Genomic DNA, 16,150 nt, shown 5'->3' on the forward strand with positions numbered 1-16,150 from the left:
AGGTCAGACCAGCCGCTCGGCGACTTCGAGATATGCACGGCCCCAAGCCGCCCCGAACTCGAGCACGTACAGCCCGGTCGCCACGCGCTCAAGGAAACCCCACTCCCAGATCGCGTCGCCGTCGAGACCGCTGTACTCGGCGAGCAGACCGCACCGGCGCCGGACCAGCGACCGCGTCGAGCCCCCGAGGAACTCCCCGGCCCCATCCCGCAGCACGACGCCCAGGTCGTAGGCCGGCTCCGCGACGAACGCCTCAGGATCGACGAAGACGAAACCCGACGCCGCGCCCGCGCGCGGCGAGCGCACCCGCATCGCGTTGCCCGCGTGCGGGTCGCCGTGGACGGCCACGCACCGGTCCTCGCGGTAAGCGGCCGCGCGGCGCTCGGCATAGCGCAGTGCCGTATCGACCACCTCCCTGGAACAGGGCCGATCCAGCCCCCTCCAAGCACGGTCGATCAGACCAGCCAGATCCCGCGCCTTGGAGGCCCCGGTCTGCGCCGGAACGGTGCCGGGCAACTCCACCTCCCAAGCCTGCCGCAGCGTCGCGCAGACAGTCGCGACGACTCGCTCTGCCGCCCAACCGAGCTGACCCATCGACGGACCCAAAGCCTCCATCAGCATCGCGTTCCGACCCGGATCGGCGGCGAGCAGCCGCGCATAGCCGCGACCGGCCGCCTGTTCGAGCCGCTGGATCTCAGGAGCCGCCCAGAAATGGGGCAACGCCAGTTTCAGCACGGCATCCTGACCATCGGCCGTACGCGCATGCGCGACATAGGAAGCGGTGCCGCCGGTGATCGGCTCGCCGACCGCGATCGACCACTGCCGCTCCATGCCGGCGATGAGGTCGTCCAGCCCTTCCAGCCAGGACAGTCCGGGCTCCCCCAACGACTCGGCTTTGGCGCGAACGAGCGGCGGCACCGCCGCAGAAGTGTGCTCCATCGGATCGATACTCGACCCCGGCCGCGCCGCCGGTCAAGCAGGTTGTCAAGCGCTGGCGACGAAAAGGCCCCCGGCACTCGGTGCCGGAGGCCGTTTCGACTAGAGCCGGCGCATCGGCCGCTGCCTTCGGTTCGCGTGCAGGAGGTCGCAGTGGTCGAGGCGCCAGCCATGCCGGGTCGCGCGGAAGGTGAAGGTCATCGCCTGGTGCGCAGTCCCGTTCTCCACCATCGCGACGATCTCGGCCGTATCCAGCGTCGGGCAGTCGGCCCGCACCACCCGCACCTGCTTGAACCGCGTCGGCACCCGCCGCCGCACCCTCGTGAACGCCAGCCACCCGGCGTCAGTGGCGAGCAGGCGGGCCTCGGCGGCCGACTTGCGGCCGGTGAGCACGTTCAGGAAGAAGGTCGAGTAGGAGACGGCCTGACGCGGCGAAAGTCGAATGGTCCCAACGGGGAAGTTCTTGGGGCACATGGTGTTTCCTCCATAATTCGATCGGTGGGATCGGATTCAGGAGAGAATCTATGCATCACTTTAGGTGAAGTCAACAACACGATTCGTGATTGCGGGCCGCTGCGCGCCGCCGATTTGTAGACCTCGCACGATTTCACCTGGCGAAGCGCCGCCACGTAAACGACAAGCACGCGGCGGTTAGAAAGACGCTATTGACGATCCCTACAAAAAACAGGAATATCGCGCCGGCCCGCCCGGGCCTGTCGCCCCGCACCGAAAAGGCCGGACCGGCGAACGCCGGACCGGCCCCTTCAATGAGAGGTGCAATCAGCCCTTGATCGCGCCAGTGAGGACACCGGACGTGAAGTACCGCTGCAGGAACGGATAGACGATCAGGATCGGGAGCGTAGCCAAGACGATGACCGCCATCTGGAGGGTCACCCCCGGAGGCGGCGGCTGGTCGGGCGAGACCACCGCACCCGGAATGGCCACACCGGCCAGAACGTACTGCTGAAGCACGACCTGAATCGGCCACTTCTCGGCATCGTTGATGTACAGCAACGCATTGAAGTAGGTGTTCCAGTAGCCGACCGCGTAGAACAGGCCCATCACCGCGAGCACCGGCTTCGACAGGGGCAGCACGATCTGGAGGAAGATCCGCCACTCGCCCGCGCCGTCGATACGGGCCGCTTCGATGAGTTCCTCGGGGAGGCCTTGGAAGAAGTTCCTGATGACGATCATGTTGAACGCCGAGATGAGGCCCGGGATGATCAGCGACCAGGTCGAGTCAAGGAGACCGAGGTACTTGATGAGCATGAAGTTCGGGATGATCCCCGCGCCGAAGAACATGGTCGCAAGGACCATGATCAGGACCGCCTTGGCGCCCGGGACCTGGCGAGTGCGGGCCAGACCCCAAGCGAGCATCGAAGTCGCCGCGAGGGAGAGCAGCGTGCCCACGATCGTAATATAGAACGAGTTCAAAAGGCCCTGAGTGACCGTGCCGCCGTTGAAGATCGCGCGGTACGCGTCCAGCGAGAACTCGGTCGGGAACACCACCCCGGCGCGCGCCTGCGCCGGGGCGGCGAAGCTCATCGCGATGACATAGACCAGCGGGTAGATCATCGTGATCACGATCAGCACGATCACGATCGCCTTGACCGCCCGGACCCAGATCGAAGGCGGACTCATCCACGGCGGGAGGCCCGTGCGGCTCTTCGCGAGTGTCGTCATCAGAAGATCCCCTCTCCGCCCATGCGCTTCGCGAGACGGTTCGCCGACAGCACCAGGATCGTGCCGATGACCCCCTTGAGCAGGCCCGCCGCCGTCGCGACACCCCACTGGCCACCAAGCACACCGCGGAAGTAGACGAACGTGTCCAGCACCTGCGCGGCCTCGGCGCCGACCATCGGCTGCTGGAGCAGCAGCTGCTCGAAGCCGACCGTGAGGATCGACCCGATGTTGAGAATGAGCAGCAACGTCGCGACCGGGACCAACGCTGGCAGCGTGATGTGCCACGTGCGCTGCCACGGCGTCGCACCGTCGATCGCCGCCGCCTCATAACGATCGGAAGGAATGCCCGCGATCGCGGCGAAGAAGATGATCGTGCCCCAACCGACGTCCTTCCACATCCCCTGCGCGACAACAAGAAGCTTGAAAGTGTCGGCGTTCGTCATCGCGTCGAACCCCGGCATTCCCATCCCGTCGAGGACACCCGCGACAAGACCACCGCCACCCAGCACCTGCTGCCACACCGAAATCACGATCACCCACGACAGGAAGTGCGGCAGGTAGACGATCGTCTGCACGAACCGCTTCACCCTGTCGGAAAGCAGCGAGTTGAGCAGCAGCGCGAGCGCGATCGGGGCCGGGAACGCGAAGACCAGCTGCAACACCGCGATGATGAGCGTGTTGCGCAGAGCCTGCAGGATTTCCGGATCGGTCCAGATCGCGTCGAAGTTCGCGAAGCCCACCCACGGCGAGCCCTCGATCCCGCGGAACGGCGAGTAGTCCTGGAACGCGATCACGTTGCCCGCCATGGGCACGTACGCGAACACCAGGAAGAACAGTGCCCCCGGGACGATGAACGTGTAGGACCAGCGCTCGCGCCAGATCCTTTGGCGCAGCGTGGTCTTGCGCTCGGGCGCGGAAGGCCCCGAGGCCCGCTCAGCGCGGGTCTCGGGGCGTGCGGCGGTTTTCACGCTCACTTGCCGGCGTCCTTGAGGGCCTGGGTGTACTCGTCCTTGACCTGCGTGCCGCCCTGCGACATGTAGTTGGAGACGAACGACTCCAGGTCGTCGATGCTCTCGCGGCCGGTGATGACGCCGTTCTCGAAGTCGGTGAGGAGCTGCTTGAGCTGCGCGCCCTTCGTGATGAACGTCTGCGAGGCGCCCTCGAGGCCTTCGAGCGGGCGCACGATCGAGTTGTGCGCCATGGCCTCCACGACCGCGACGAAGGAGTCCGCCCACGGCGCCGCGTTCGGGTGGATGCGGTACGAGTTGTCCCCGGAGGTGACACCGACGTACTGGACGCCCATCTCAGGCAGGTTGTCGGCGTTGGGGATCGGGATGCCGTGCTCGTCGAAGTCGAAGTTGCGGCCCTCGATGCCGGAGTTGACGAAGAGGTGCTCCTCGGAGCCGTACGGGGCCGAGAAGTAGTCGAGGACGTTGAGGATCTGGGTCAGCCGCTCCTCGTCCTCGGCCGCGGCGGCCGAGACGCAGGTCGAGCGGCCGTAGGGGATGTTGCGGACGACGAGCTGCGACGAGCCGTCGAAGCCGGGCATGTCGAAGAAGTCGAACTTCGCACCCGGCAGGTCCGCCTCCCACTGCGACATGCCGGCCGCGCCGATCGCGGCGCCGACGGCGTCATAGCGCAGGGCCGCACCGGAGACGATGTCGGTGGGGGTGGGGGACATGGAGACCGGGTCGAAGACGCCCTCGGCCCACGCGCGGGCGAGCCATTCGAGCATGAGCCTGTAGTTCTCGGTCTCGATCATGTGGACCAGGTCGCCGTTGTCGTTGTGCTGCCATTCGGGGCCGGTCTTGAACAGGCGCTGGAACATCAGGGCCTTGTCGGGCGCGTACTGGTTGAGGCCGTACACCTTCTGGCCGCCGGGGCCGGAGCCCAGGGCCGAGACCTCCTTCAGCATGGTGAAGAGCTGCTCGGCGTCCTTGGGGGCGCGGCCGATCGAGGTCTGGTCGACGAGGTCGGCGCGCATGACCGGGAGGTTGGTGAGCGCCCAGACGGTCGAGGGGATCTGGTAGATCCGCCCGTCCTTGAGGCTGGCGCCCCAGATCTCCTCCTTGCGCGCCGCCAGGTTGGGCCACTTGAGGATGTTGTCGCCCGAGAGGGTCTCGGAGAGGTCGGCGAACGCGCCGTCCCGGATGCCCTGCAGGTTCACCGCCGACTGGTCGTTCACGAAGACCAGGTCGGGCACCTCGCCGGAGGCGAGCATGGTCGCGAACTTCTGGTCGAAGACCGGCTGCGGGACGAACTGCGGCTCGAAGCTGACGCCCAGGCGCTCGTTGAGCTCCTGCCAGTAAGGGTTCTCCTCGAGCGGCTTGGACGGGTCGCCCCAGGTGAGCTGGAAGCTGGTGACCGTCCCGCCGGAGGCCGGCTCGCGGTTGACCGACTTGAAGTACGTCTGCACCTGCTCGGTGTAGACGCTCTCCATGCCTTCGGTCTCGGTCGCGTAGAACGGCTGGACGTCCAGCTCGGGCGCGGGCTGGTACGTGGGCATGTCGTAGTCGCCGCCGGCGGAGCCGCCGGCGTTCTCCGAGCAACCGGCGGCGGTGGCGCCGACCGCGGCAGCGGCTCCGGCGGCGCCGACCGCGCCGAGGAACTTGCGGCGAGTGAAATCGACCATGAGGGGCCTCCTTAAATCAACGTTGATGCAGGGGTGAGGGATGTGGCTGGTGTGAAGGTCATGGCGGCGTCCGGTGGCGGTGGCCTGTCGGGTACCGCTCCAGGTCGTCGGGGAGATAACGGTATCATCGGCTATGGAAATGAGTCAATGCCTGACGTCTCGGAATCTCGGTTCTCGGCGTTTTCTGTTCGGTTGCCGCGCAACGTATTCGCAGTACGATGCGATTTCGATACCTAATCCAGCGGGCGTTCGCGGGGCCGTGATCGATCGCGATGTGAGCAGATAGCGGTTTCTATTCCTTGCTCAAGCCTGCCTCCACAGCGTCTCGTGGTCCACGCGGTGCAGCAGCGGCTCGCCCGCGACGTACCGCTCCGCGTCCTCGACCATGAACCGGCCCATGCGGGAGAGCTCGTTGCCGTGGGAACCGGCCACATGCGGGGTGAGGAAGACGTTCGGGAGGTCGTAGAGCGGCGAGTGCGCCGGGAGCGGTTCGGGGTGGGTCACGTCGATGACCGCCGAGAGCCGCCCGCTGAGCACTTCGACGGTGAGCGCGTCGGTGTCGACGAGCTTCCCGCGGGCCGTGTTCACCACGACGGTGCCGTCCCGCATGAGGGCGAGGCGCTCGGCGTTGATGAGGTGCTCGGTCTCGGCGAGGTCGGGGGCGTGGACGGTGACCACGTCGGCGCGGGCCACGAGCTCGTCGAGCGGCACGAGGGTCGCGCCGAGCGCGGCCGCCTCGGCCTCCTCCACGTACGGGTCGGCGAGGAGGACCGTGAAGTCGAAGGGGCGCAGCAGCTCCGCCACGCGCCGCCCGATCTTCGAGGCGCCCACGATCCCGATGGTGCGGCCGAAGTTGCCGACACGAGGGTGGATGTAGCCGAGCGTGAAGGTCCGGTCCTTGCGGAAGTCCTCGCGCAGCCCGAAGACGCCCTTGCCCGCCATGAGGATCGAGGCGAGCGTGTACTCGGCCACCGGCAGCGCGTTCGCGCCGGCCGCGCTCGAGACGGTCAGTCCGCGCGTCCAGCCGCTCTTGCCGATGATCCACTTGACCGTCCCCGCGGCGTGCAGCACCGCCTTGAGGTTCGGCGCCCCGGCCAGCACTTCGTCGCTCAAATGCGGTGCGCCCCAACTGGAGACGACGACCTCGGCCTCAGCCAGGGCCGCCTTCGCGGCGGGCTCGGTGAAGTCCCGGGCGATGAGGTCGGGGTCGAAGTCGAGCGCGGCCGCCAGGCGCCGCATGAGCGGTTCGGGGAAGAGCTGGTGGAGGAACACGGGGTCCATGGCCAGGAGGGCTCGCGGTCGGTCTGCCACTCGGGGTCCTTCGGGGTCGCCGGATAGATATCGGTTTCTAAGTTAGATCTCGATTCACGGTTTGTCGAGACCTCCGCATCGACCAATCCCGATCGACCATGACGCCGAGCGCCGAAGATCATCATGATCATCCTGGTAGACAAGGTGATAGAACGAAATGTCGATCTCGCGGCCGGCGGTGGCGAGGCCGCAGCGGGCCCAAAATCTAACGGATAACGTTATCTATCTGAGCCTTGATTCTCGTCTTCGCAACCGCTATCGTCCGCATAGACGGACACCGATATGCAGCCCCCGCCCCGCGGCCGGCCGCGCCGACGTCCGGACCCCCGCATCGGCGGCGGACCCGGAAGGCCCCCTTCGAAAGGACTCCTGCAATGACGCAAGTCGGGCATCGAACGCGGCCGCGCCTCACGGCGCTCACCGCCGCGCTCGCCGCAGGGATCGCGATGGTCGCGGTCCCGCCTGCGGCGCAGGCCGAGACAAGCTACGACGACCTGCTCACGGCGCACGTCGTCGAGATCAACGAGACCGTGAGCGACGCCGGGTTCGTGCACCCCGGCGTGGGCCTCTCGGCCGACGACCTCCGCAACGCCCAGGCGATGGTCCGCTCGAACCAGGAGCCCTGGGCCTCCTACTTCGACGCGATGACCCAGGTGACACCCTGGGCCGCACCGGGTTACACCGTCGACAACATGGTGCGCGGCAAACCTGACGTCCCCGTCACGGACACGTTCACCCAGGGTGGCATGCGCAGCCGCCTCACCCGCGACTCCTTCGGCGTGCTCACGCAGGCGCTCATGTGGACGATGACCGGCGACGAGGTGTACCGCAAAGGCGCCATCATGGGTCTGCGCACCTGGTCGAACATGAAGGCCGACGGGTACGCGTACTTCCCGGACGCGCATATCCACACCGGCAAGCCGCTCTCGCAGTTCCTCATGGCCGCCGAGATCATCCGCGCCACCGAACCGGTCGCCGACGACACCCCCGGCGCGCACGACGGCTACAACGTCGAGTGGAGCGCCGAAGACGACGCCAAGCTGCTCGGCAACCTCGCAGAGCCGATCGTGAACGTCTTCAACTTCTCCAACGAGAAGTGGATGAACCAGCACAACTTCGGGCTGTACGGCCGCATCGCGACCGCCATCTACGCCGACGACGCCGAGGGCTACGCCAAGGGCGTCGAATGGTTCACCGTGAACTCCACCTTTGACAATTACACGAGCGGCAGCATGGCCGCCCAGTTCCCCGCCATCGCGGCCGACGACCCCCTCAACCCGTACGGCTACGACTTCGTGCAGCTGCGGGAGATGGGCCGCGACCAGGCCCACGCCGAATGCAACATCGACAACTTCGCCGCGCTCGCGCGCTTCCTCGACGTGCAGGGCACCAAGGTCGACCCCGTCGCCGGGACGGTCTCCACGGCCGACGACGCGGTGACCGCGTACGGCTTCCTCGGCAACCGACTGCTCAAGGGCGCCGACGCCTTCGCCGGCTTCATGATGGGCGCCTGGACGCCCTATGTAGACGAACGCGACACGGGCGGGGCCATCTCCCAGGCCTACCGCGGCCGCATCTTCAACGCCCTCTCCGAGCTGTACTACCAGTACACGTACGTCGAAGGCGTCGACGTCGAGGCCGAAGCCCCCTGGCTGGCCGAGCTCCACGCCCGCATGGACGGCCCGCTCTACCAGTACGGCACCGGCACCGCGAACTTCTGGGCACCGGGCGACAAGAGCATCGAATACTGGGTGGCCTTCCCGCAGGAGATCACCGGCACCGAACCGCGCCCGGCCGCCGACACGGCCCTCACCTTCGGCAACTACGGGCTCGCGCTCGACGACGGCACCGCGATCACCACCGAGGACGGCCACGCCTTCGCGCGCGCCACCGCCGACGCCGACGGCACCACCAGCGTCATCAGCCGCGTCATGTTCCCCGGCAACAGCCGCATGGGCGTGCTCGTGCGCACCGACGGGCCCGCGACCCTCGAGGTCCTCGACAAGGAGGAGCCGAACACCGCCAACCCGGACGAGACCGCCGCGAAGCTCATGGCGAGCATCGAACTGCCTGACACGCACGGCGAATGGCGGTACGTCACCTACCCGGCGGGCGGCCTCAACACCCACTTCTTCCGCGTGAAGGGCGACGGCACGACCGTCGACCTCGACAAGCTCATCTTCAACGCGCAGACCGCGCTCACCCCGCCCGTCTTCGAGCAGACCCGCGACCGCTACTACCTCTGGGCCGGCAACGAGGCGAGCTTCGACCTCTCGGCCGCCGACACGGGCGGATCGGTCGCGTACACCGCCGCCGGCCTGCCGCGCGGCGCCAGCCTCGACGCCGCGACCGGCACGCTCACCTGGAAGCCGGACGACCGCCAGCGCGGCGTCCACCAGGTGCAGGTCGTCGCCGACGACGGCGAGTCGATCACGGCCCGCACGTTCGAGCTGTCCGTCGCCCGCAACCGCCCCAAGATGATCGAGGCGGCGGTGGCCGACGGCGTCGACGCCGAGGCCGTCTACACCACCGTCACCCGCGAGCCCTACGAAGCCGCGCTCGCGGCGGCGAGGGACGCCTCCGAGTCGGGCACCGACGCGGCGTTCCGCACCGCCTTCGAATCCCTGCTGGGTGCCATCGAGAAACTTTCCCTCCTCAGTGGACGGCTGCCGGACGGCACGCTCGACTACACCGGTATGGTCGTCCCGCAAGGCATCTCGACCGGCGGGCTCTACGCCCTCGCCGACGGCGACAACACCAGCAGCTTCGGTGATGTGCGCCTGGGCTCGGTCACGCTCGACTTCGGCACCCGCTACCGGGTCGCGGTCGACGAGTTCGACTTCCGGGCCCGGTTCTCGTTCCCCATGCGCTCCGAGGGCACCAACGTGTACGGCTCGAACGACGGGCTGGCGTGGACGCTCCTGACCGAGCGGGACACCGCGAACACCAACGACTGGGAGTCGATCCCGGTCGTCGCCGACCAGCGCGGCAAGGAGTGGCGCTACCTCAAGCTCCAGGTCGACAACCCGGGCGTCCCGATCGACCCGGCCTACCCGGGCCTGTGGTCCATCGGCGAGTTCCGCATCGGCGGCGACCGCGTCGAGGTCCCGGGCACGATCGACACGCTGACCGTCATCTCACCGGACGCTCTGGCGGGCAGGGTGACCGCGGGCGACACCGCCCAAGTCGCCTTCACCAGCCCGGAGCCGATCAGCGACGTGACCGCCGCGATCGGCGGCCAGAACGTCCCGGTGACCAGCGCTGACGGCCGGTCGTGGACCGGTTCGATCGAACTCGGCTCACTCACCGGCAGCGGCCGCCTCGACCTCACCGTCGACCACACCACGGCCGACGGCGACCAAGCCGCCACCGTGCACGGCTCGACCGACGGCACCGCCCTCTACGGCTCGGACGAAAGCAATCTCGTCGACCTCGCCGACGCCCAGGTGATCAAAGAGGACGGATCGCCCGACGCAACGAAAGCCGCGCAATCCACTTTGATGCTCGACGGCAACGCCGCCACCTTCAGCGACGTGGCCGCCGTCGACGGCGAGTTCCACCTCATCTGGGACTTCGGCGAAGGCGCCGAGGTCACGGTGGACCGCGCCGACTTCCTGGCCCGCCAGGACAACAACGGCCTCGTGCGCATGGACGGCCAGGTCCTCCAGGGCTCCAACGACCTCCAGCACTGGACGACCCTGACCGACCCGACGTTCAAGACGCTCTCGTGGCAGCACCTCCCGTCGCAGAGCGACGAAGGCTTCCGCTACGTGCGCATCGCGAACAACGTCCTCATCGACGTCGCGGAACTGCGCCTCTTCGGCGCGGTCTCGTACGACCTCGACCCGATCCTCGCGCGGGCCGGCGCGGTCGACCTGGCCGCCCACTCGCGCGGCTCGGCGATCCTGTTCACCCGTGAAGTGGAGGCCGTGCGAGCGGCCGCAGCCGAGGCCGGCGCCGACGAATCCGCGCTCGCGCAGCGCCTCCTCGACGCCTGGTCCCTGCTCGAGGATGCCGCGACCACCGCCGCGGCACCCCTCGACCAAGCCTGGGTCACCGCCAGCTCGGCGTCCTGGGACGGCACCAGGAACGCGGCCGCCAACGGCTGGGCCATGTTCGACGGCAACACCGCCACGTTCACCGACACGACCACGAAGAACGGCTGGGTCTCGGTGATCCCGGGCGACGGCACCGCCTTCACGGTCGAGGCCGTGAAGTACCACCCGCGCAGCGGAGCGGTCTCCCGCGCCAACAACGTGTCCCTCCAGGGCTCGAACGACGGCGGCGCCACCTGGACCACCTTCGCCTCCACCGGCATCGCGGTCGCGGGCTGGAACACGGTCACCCTGACCGCACCGGTCCGGTACGAGGCCCTGCGCGTCAGCGGCGCCGACGGGTACACCAACTTCGCCGAGGTGCAATTCCTCGTCTCGGCGATCGACAAGACCGGCCTCGACCTCTACCTCACCGAAGCCGGGGCCCTGTCCGAATCCGACTGGACCGCCGACTCCTGGACCGCCTTCGCCACCGCCCGCGACGCCGCCCAAACGGTCGCGGACGACAAGGGCGCCACTCAGGAAGAAGTCGACGAGGCAACCGACGCCCTCGCGGCGGCCACCGCCGGCCTCACCAAGCCCTAACTGCTCGACACCAATGAGGACCCTCGGCCGCAACTGCGGCCGAGGGTCCTCGCCGTCAGCCCGCCTCGTGTAGCTCCTCACCGAGGGGCGTGGAGGTGCTCGTGCAGTTCCTCACCGAGGGGCGTGGTGGGCGATAGCATCGTGCGGTGGACTCGTTGTGTGGGCGGGGCGGCCGGGCTGGTTTGTCCGGCCGCCCCCGCCTGCTCCCGCGGGAGCGAGGGGCGGTGGCGCCTGGCGGGGACCGCGCGCGGGTGGCTTCCCCCGCGCGGTCTCGGTATGGCGACGTTCGCGAATCCCCTTGTGTCGCCGCCATCCCGCCGGTGCCAGATAGCTTTTTTGTCTCAAGGCTGACATGTCGTGTAGTTGCTCGGCAACAGAAAGTTTCTGGCTGTGGATAACGTCCGGCGGCTGTGCCGCAGCGCTCATCGCGGCCATGTGGACCTCGGCGGTCGCGCGGCTGGTGACGGCGGTTGTTCGGCGCATACCTCTACGATGTCACCGGTAGTCGCAGAGCGGCAACGACAAGTTGCTTGCCTGTGGATAACTTCGAGGGCGGGGCGGTGAGTCGTTCGTGAATCCGGGTGCCGTGGGCTGCAGCGCAGTGCTGGGTGTCGCGACCTTTGCGGTGCTCTTGAAGCTCCACCTCGATGCCCGGTCGGCGCGCACGGAGCGTGCAAAGAGCCTCAGCGAGGCGGCTGTGGAGTCCTCGCGCGGGACCGCCGCGGTGGCGTACGCCTTGATGGCGGCCGGTGCAGCCGTGGCGGCCGCCGGTGTCGCGCTCGTGCTCCGCGACGCCTGGGAAACCGCAGGCGCGGCCACCGTCGCCGCCGTCCTCGGCGGACCCGCGGTCTTCCTCGTGGGCGACTCGGCCCTGAACCGCGCCGTCGGCGGCGGGATCGCCGCCTCGCGGATCGCGGCCCTGGTTTCCTTGGCCGTGCTGGCGCTCATCGGGTTCGCGCTGCCCGCGCTGGTGCTCGCGGCCCTCGCCTTCGCGGTGATGCTGGTGCTCCTGCTCGCCGCGTCGGGCTGGTTCCGGCTGCCTTCCGCTAGCGTGGACGACGATACGAGTTGAACCGCATCGCCGGCTCCGGCGAGACGGTGAAGCCCAGCTCCTCATAGAGTCCCTGGCCCTGATCCGACGCGAGCAGTTCCAGGACCTGCACGTTCTGGTCTTCGAACCAGGCCAGGAGCGCCTGCGTGCACACCCGGCTGAACCCGCGCTTGCGCCACTGCGGATCGGTGACGACGTTGAAGATCCACCCGTAGCGGCCCGTCGGGTTGAACGGGCCCGGCAGCCGCTCGCTGATCGTCCCGACCGCGCACGCGGCCAGGCCCTCGCCCTCCGGCGCGTCGATCACGGTGATGCCGATCGTGGGCTTGTCCTCGCTCATGCGCCGCCGCAGGACCTCCATGGTGGCGGGCTTCCAGCTCTCGTCGGACATGTCGATCCAGTGCGAGTGCATGACCTCGCGGAGGCGGACGATCTCGGGGATGTCGTCGATTTCGGCGTGGCGTGCGTTGGTCATGCCGGGAGCATACGGGCGCGAAGGCCCCGCCGCCCAGCCCGTTTCGCGGGTTCCCTCGGCGCGCAGAACGTGCCATGATGTGGTCTATGTCCCACCGCCCCAAGGACCTCAGTCCCGAACAGCTCCGCTTCCGGCCGCAGGGGCCGGTGCGCTGGCTGTCGCCGCGCACGCTCCTGGACACGAGCATGCGGTTCGGGCTCGCGCGCGTCTTCGGCGGCTATGTGGACAAGCGCGAGATCATCGGCGGCCGCCCGCAGGGCGTGTACCACCACGCCGACCGGGACGAGCTGTGGATCGACTACGTCGCCGACATAGGCGACGGCTTCAACGCCACCTACTCGATCGCATACCTCCTGGCCCAGGACAGCATCGAGGTCGGCGGGGAGGTGCTGCCGCGCGGGTCGGTGCTCGTCATGGGCGGCGACGAGGTGTACCCGGCGGGGGACTGGCTCGAGTACGAGCAGCGCATGAAGGGCCCGTACGAGGCGGCGAACCCGGCGCATCCGGTGTCGCTGTACGCGATCCCGGGCAACCACGACTGGTTCGACGGGCTCACCGCGTTCGCCCGGCAGTTCACCGAGGGCCGCTCGGTGGGCGGGTACAAGACCGCGCAGAAGCGGTCCTACTTCGCGCTCGAGCTGCCGCACCGGTGGTGGCTGTTCGCGGTCGACGCCCAGTTCGACACCCACCTGGACCAGACGCAGATCGAGTACTTCCGGCACGCGGCCGAGCGGATGCGCGAGGGCGACCAGGTGATCCTGTGCGTGCCGCAGCCGTCGTGGCTGTGGACCGAGGACGACCCGCGCTCGTTCGACCGGATCGACCACTTCATCCGGGACGTGGTCGCCGCGCGGGGCGCGCGCGTGCCGCTGGTCGTCACCGGCGACCGGCACCACTACGCCCACTACCAGGAAGTGGACGGCTCCCGCCATCTCGTCACGGCCGGCGGCGGCGGCGCGTACCTGTCGCCGACGCACACGCTGCCGGAGGAGCTGACGGCGCCGCGCAAGTCGGTGCCCGAACCCGATGCGCGCGAACGGGACTACCGGCTCACGAAGGAGTACCCGTCGAAGGCGAAGTCGATGGGGTACGCGTTCGGGATCTTCGCGCGCCTGCCGTGGCTCAACCGCGGCTTCGTGGCGCTCATGGCCGTGGTCGGCATCATCGCCACGGTGTCTATTCTGGAGGGCACGGGCACGTTCGTGGCGGTCACCGCGGTGCTCCTGGCCGCCGGGGTCGGGTTCGCGCACCCCGGCCCGGGCTCGCGCACCTCACGGCATTACATGCTCGGCGGCCTGCACGGCCTCGCGCAGGTCGCGCTGTGGTGGAGCGGGGCGCAGGCGATCACCATGCTCGACGACGTGAACCTGTGGACGTACCTGGCGTACCTGCCGGTCGCCGGGCTCGTCGGCACCTGGCTCGTGGGGCTCTACCTCGTCGTGGCGAACCGCGCGGGCGTCAACGCGAACGAGCTCTTCGCGGGTCTCAACGTGATCGACCAGAAGTGCTTCCTGCGCATCAGGGTCGCCGCCGACGGCGTCACCGTCTACCCGATCGGCCTCGACCGGGTCGGCCGCCGCTGGGTCGCCGACCCCGAAGGGGGACCGAGGGCCTCGTTCGTGAAACCGGTCGACCCGCTCAAACCGCGCCTCATCGAACCCGGCTTCGCGGCCCTCCACCCCGGGCCGCGCCGCGAGGAGCTGCCGCCGCAGAACCCCATGCGCCGCCTGGTCGCCCAAGCCAACGAGTGGCTCCGCGGCGACTAGCCCCGGCCGTCCTGCCCGGTCGAGCCCCTGCCGAACTCGGGTTCCGGCGGCGTCTCCAGGGTCGCGTCCGGGCCGTGCCCGCCGCGGCCCATGAGCCGGTGCAGCGCCGGGCTGCACACGGCCAGGACCACCGAGGTGAGGATCGCGAGCCCGGCGAGGACGTAGAAGAACGCGGCCTCGCCCACCCGCGGCACCAGGAACGCGAACGCCTGCCCGCCCAGCGGCGTGCCCACGGCCGGCCCGAGGAACCACACGCCCATCATCTGCCCCTTGAGGTTCGGCGGCGCCAGCTGCGTCGTCACGCTCAAGCCCACGGGCGAGACGCACAGCTCGCCGAACGTCAGCAGCAGGTACACCCAGGCCATCCAGCCGAGCGCGACGAGCGCGCCGTCGTCCGCGCGGGTCTGCAGCCAGCCGAGGAACACGTACGAGAAGCCCACGAGGAACACGCCGATCGCGAACTTGTACGCCGTCCCGAACCGGGTGCCGAGCTTGAGCCAGAGCACGCCGAAGACCGGCGAGAACACCAGGATGAAGATCGAGTTGAAGTTCTGCACCCCGCCCGCGGGCAGGTGGAAGCCCCACGAGTCGAGGTCCACCGAGTTCGACGCGAACGCGGTGAGCACCGAGCCCATCTGGAGGTACAGCATCCAGAACACGACCGAGGCGATGAACAGCCCCACATAGGCGCGCAGCCCCGCCTTCTCGGCGGGCGTGATGCCCTTGGCCTCGCCGAAGATGTACACGAAGTACCAGACGGCGGCCGCGATCGACAGGCCCGTCACCACAGTGGGGACGGTGGCGAGCGTGAGCGTCCCCGTCCACGCCCAGACCGCGATCGCCACCGCCGCGATCGCGAGCGCGACGACGAGGATCTTCCGGGTCTGCCGCTGCTCCGCCTCGCTCAGCGGACGCGCCGGGCCGATACCGGCGTGCGTCAGCCGCGGCCAGCCGCGCACGTACCAGAGCAGGCCGAACGCCATGCCGACCGCGGCCGCGCCGAAGCCGAGGTGCCAGCGGTCGTCTCCGGCCAAATACGGGGTGATGAGGATGCCGAGGAACGCGCCGAGGTTGATGCCCATGTAGAACACCGAGAAGCCCGCGTCGCGGCGGGCGTCGGTGTCGCCGTCGTAGAGCTTGCCGACCATCACCGAGATGTTCGGCTTCAACAGCCCCGAGCCGGCGACGACGAGGAACAGCCCGAAGAACACCATCGCCGGGTTCTCGGCCGGGATCGCCATCGAGAGGTGGCCGGCCATGATGATGATGCCGCCGATGAGGACGGCGCGCCGCGGCCCCAGGACCCGGTCCGCCAGCCACCCGCCGGGCAGCGCCGTCAGGTACACCAGGCCCGAGTACAGCGAGGCGATCGGGACCGCGACCGTGTCCGGGAGCCCGAGGCCGTTCTGCGCCGTGTCGGCGACGAGGAAGGTGAGCAGGATGCCCTGCAGGCCATAGAAGCTGAACCGCTCCCACATCTCGGTCCCGAAGAGGACGGCCAGGCCGCGGGGATGGCCGAAGAACTGGCGATCGCGGCCGACGGGAAGCGTTTCGCGGTGGGACATCGGCGCTCCCAAGGTGCTCGTCTCGGCGCGACGTGCGCCGATACCTGCGTACCGTAGTGGCTCCGGCGGGACCGGGCGGCCGAATGCGCGA

11 protein-coding genes are annotated in these 16,150 nt (G+C 68.7%); 3 read left to right on the forward strand and 8 right to left on the reverse strand.

The annotated features are described in order from the left end of the window. Window positions 1–3: 3 nt before the first annotated feature. The 6 genes from AB0K52_RS04800 to AB0K52_RS04825 all read right to left on the reverse strand — a co-directional run bounded on the left by AB0K52_RS04800 (window position 4) and on the right by AB0K52_RS04825 (window position 6,562). Entirely contained in the window at window positions 4–939 is a 936-nt protein-coding gene (locus tag AB0K52_RS04800; protein WP_363526226.1) for an aminoglycoside phosphotransferase family protein, read from the reverse strand. Between the two features lie 99 nt (window positions 940–1,038). Then, complete coding sequence (locus tag AB0K52_RS04805) at window positions 1,039–1,410, reverse strand: hypothetical protein (protein WP_363526229.1); 372 nt, start codon at window positions 1,408–1,410, stop codon at window positions 1,039–1,041. 306 nt (window positions 1,411–1,716) lie between these two features. Further along, entirely contained in the window at window positions 1,717–2,619 is a 903-nt protein-coding gene (locus tag AB0K52_RS04810) for a carbohydrate ABC transporter permease (RefSeq protein WP_363526232.1), read from the reverse strand. Beyond that, window positions 2,619–3,593: an ABC transporter permease subunit gene (locus tag AB0K52_RS04815; protein WP_363526235.1), complete on the reverse strand. Its 975-nt coding sequence runs from the start codon at window positions 3,591–3,593 to the stop codon at window positions 2,619–2,621. Before AB0K52_RS04815 ends, AB0K52_RS04810 begins: the two co-directional genes overlap by 1 nt. After that, the gene (locus tag AB0K52_RS04820; protein ID WP_363526238.1) at window positions 3,590–5,251 is read right to left on the reverse strand and encodes an extracellular solute-binding protein; all 1,662 of its coding nucleotides are present in this window, start codon (window positions 5,249–5,251) and stop codon (window positions 3,590–3,592) included. Before AB0K52_RS04820 ends, AB0K52_RS04815 begins: the two co-directional genes overlap by 4 nt. Window positions 5,252–5,554: 303 nt before the next feature. Further along, entirely contained in the window at window positions 5,555–6,562 is a 1,008-nt protein-coding gene (locus AB0K52_RS04825; RefSeq protein WP_363526241.1) for a hydroxyacid dehydrogenase, read from the reverse strand. Window positions 6,563–6,936: 374 nt separating this feature from the next. Between AB0K52_RS04825 and AB0K52_RS04830 the strand changes: the two genes are divergently transcribed. Further along, window positions 6,937–11,202 (forward strand): putative Ig domain-containing protein, encoded by a 4,266-nt coding sequence (locus tag AB0K52_RS04830; RefSeq protein ID WP_363526243.1) that lies wholly within the window; start codon window positions 6,937–6,939, stop codon window positions 11,200–11,202. Window positions 11,203–11,803: 601 nt separating this feature from the next. Continuing rightward, window positions 11,804–12,274, forward strand: coding sequence for a low temperature requirement protein A (locus tag AB0K52_RS04835; protein WP_363526246.1), 471 nt, complete (start codon window positions 11,804–11,806; stop codon window positions 12,272–12,274). Here AB0K52_RS04835 and AB0K52_RS04840 read toward each other — a convergent pair. Further along, window positions 12,249–12,728, reverse strand: a complete 480-nt coding sequence (locus AB0K52_RS04840; RefSeq protein WP_363526248.1) for a GNAT family N-acetyltransferase — start codon at window positions 12,726–12,728, stop codon at window positions 12,249–12,251. The genes AB0K52_RS04835 and AB0K52_RS04840 overlap by 26 nt on opposite strands. An 86-nt stretch (window positions 12,729–12,814) precedes the next feature. On the opposite strand from AB0K52_RS04840, the gene AB0K52_RS04845 reads away from it, so the two are divergent. Then, the gene (locus AB0K52_RS04845; protein WP_363526250.1) at window positions 12,815–14,494 is read left to right on the forward strand and encodes a metallophosphoesterase; all 1,680 of its coding nucleotides are present in this window, start codon (window positions 12,815–12,817) and stop codon (window positions 14,492–14,494) included. Here the strand turns inward: AB0K52_RS04845 and AB0K52_RS04850 are convergent. Beyond that, a complete protein-coding gene (locus AB0K52_RS04850) occupies window positions 14,491–16,059 on the reverse strand; it encodes an oligopeptide:H+ symporter (RefSeq protein ID WP_363526253.1) in 1,569 nt (522 codons plus the stop codon). The genes AB0K52_RS04845 and AB0K52_RS04850 overlap by 4 nt on opposite strands. Window positions 16,060–16,150 lie beyond the last annotated feature (91 nt).

Source organism: Glycomyces sp. NPDC049804 (assembly GCF_040674615.1).
In the GTDB taxonomy this organism is placed as follows: domain Bacteria; phylum Actinomycetota; class Actinomycetes; order Mycobacteriales; family Micromonosporaceae; genus Glycomyces; species Glycomyces niveus.

What these genes read in the sequence shown, in the direction of transcription:
- AB0K52_RS04840 (WP_363526248.1), bottom strand. Translation starts at nt 12,728, where the DNA reads ATGACCAACGCACGCCACGCCGAAATCGACGACATCCCCGAGATCGTC.
- AB0K52_RS04820 (WP_363526238.1), bottom strand. Translation starts at nt 5,251, where the DNA reads ATGGTCGATTTCACTCGCCGCAAGTTCCTCGGCGCGGTCGGCGCCGCC.
- AB0K52_RS04805 (WP_363526229.1), bottom strand. Translation starts at nt 1,410, where the DNA reads ATGTGCCCCAAGAACTTCCCCGTTGGGACCATTCGACTTTCGCCGCGT.
- AB0K52_RS04830 (WP_363526243.1), top strand. Translation starts at nt 6,937, where the DNA reads ATGACGCAAGTCGGGCATCGAACGCGGCCGCGCCTCACGGCGCTCACC.
- AB0K52_RS04800 (WP_363526226.1), bottom strand. Translation starts at nt 939, where the DNA reads ATGGAGCACACTTCTGCGGCGGTGCCGCCGCTCGTTCGCGCCAAAGCC.
- AB0K52_RS04850 (WP_363526253.1), bottom strand. Translation starts at nt 16,059, where the DNA reads ATGTCCCACCGCGAAACGCTTCCCGTCGGCCGCGATCGCCAGTTCTTC.
- AB0K52_RS04845 (WP_363526250.1), top strand. Translation starts at nt 12,815, where the DNA reads ATGTCCCACCGCCCCAAGGACCTCAGTCCCGAACAGCTCCGCTTCCGG.
- AB0K52_RS04810 (WP_363526232.1), bottom strand. Translation starts at nt 2,619, where the DNA reads ATGACGACACTCGCGAAGAGCCGCACGGGCCTCCCGCCGTGGATGAGT.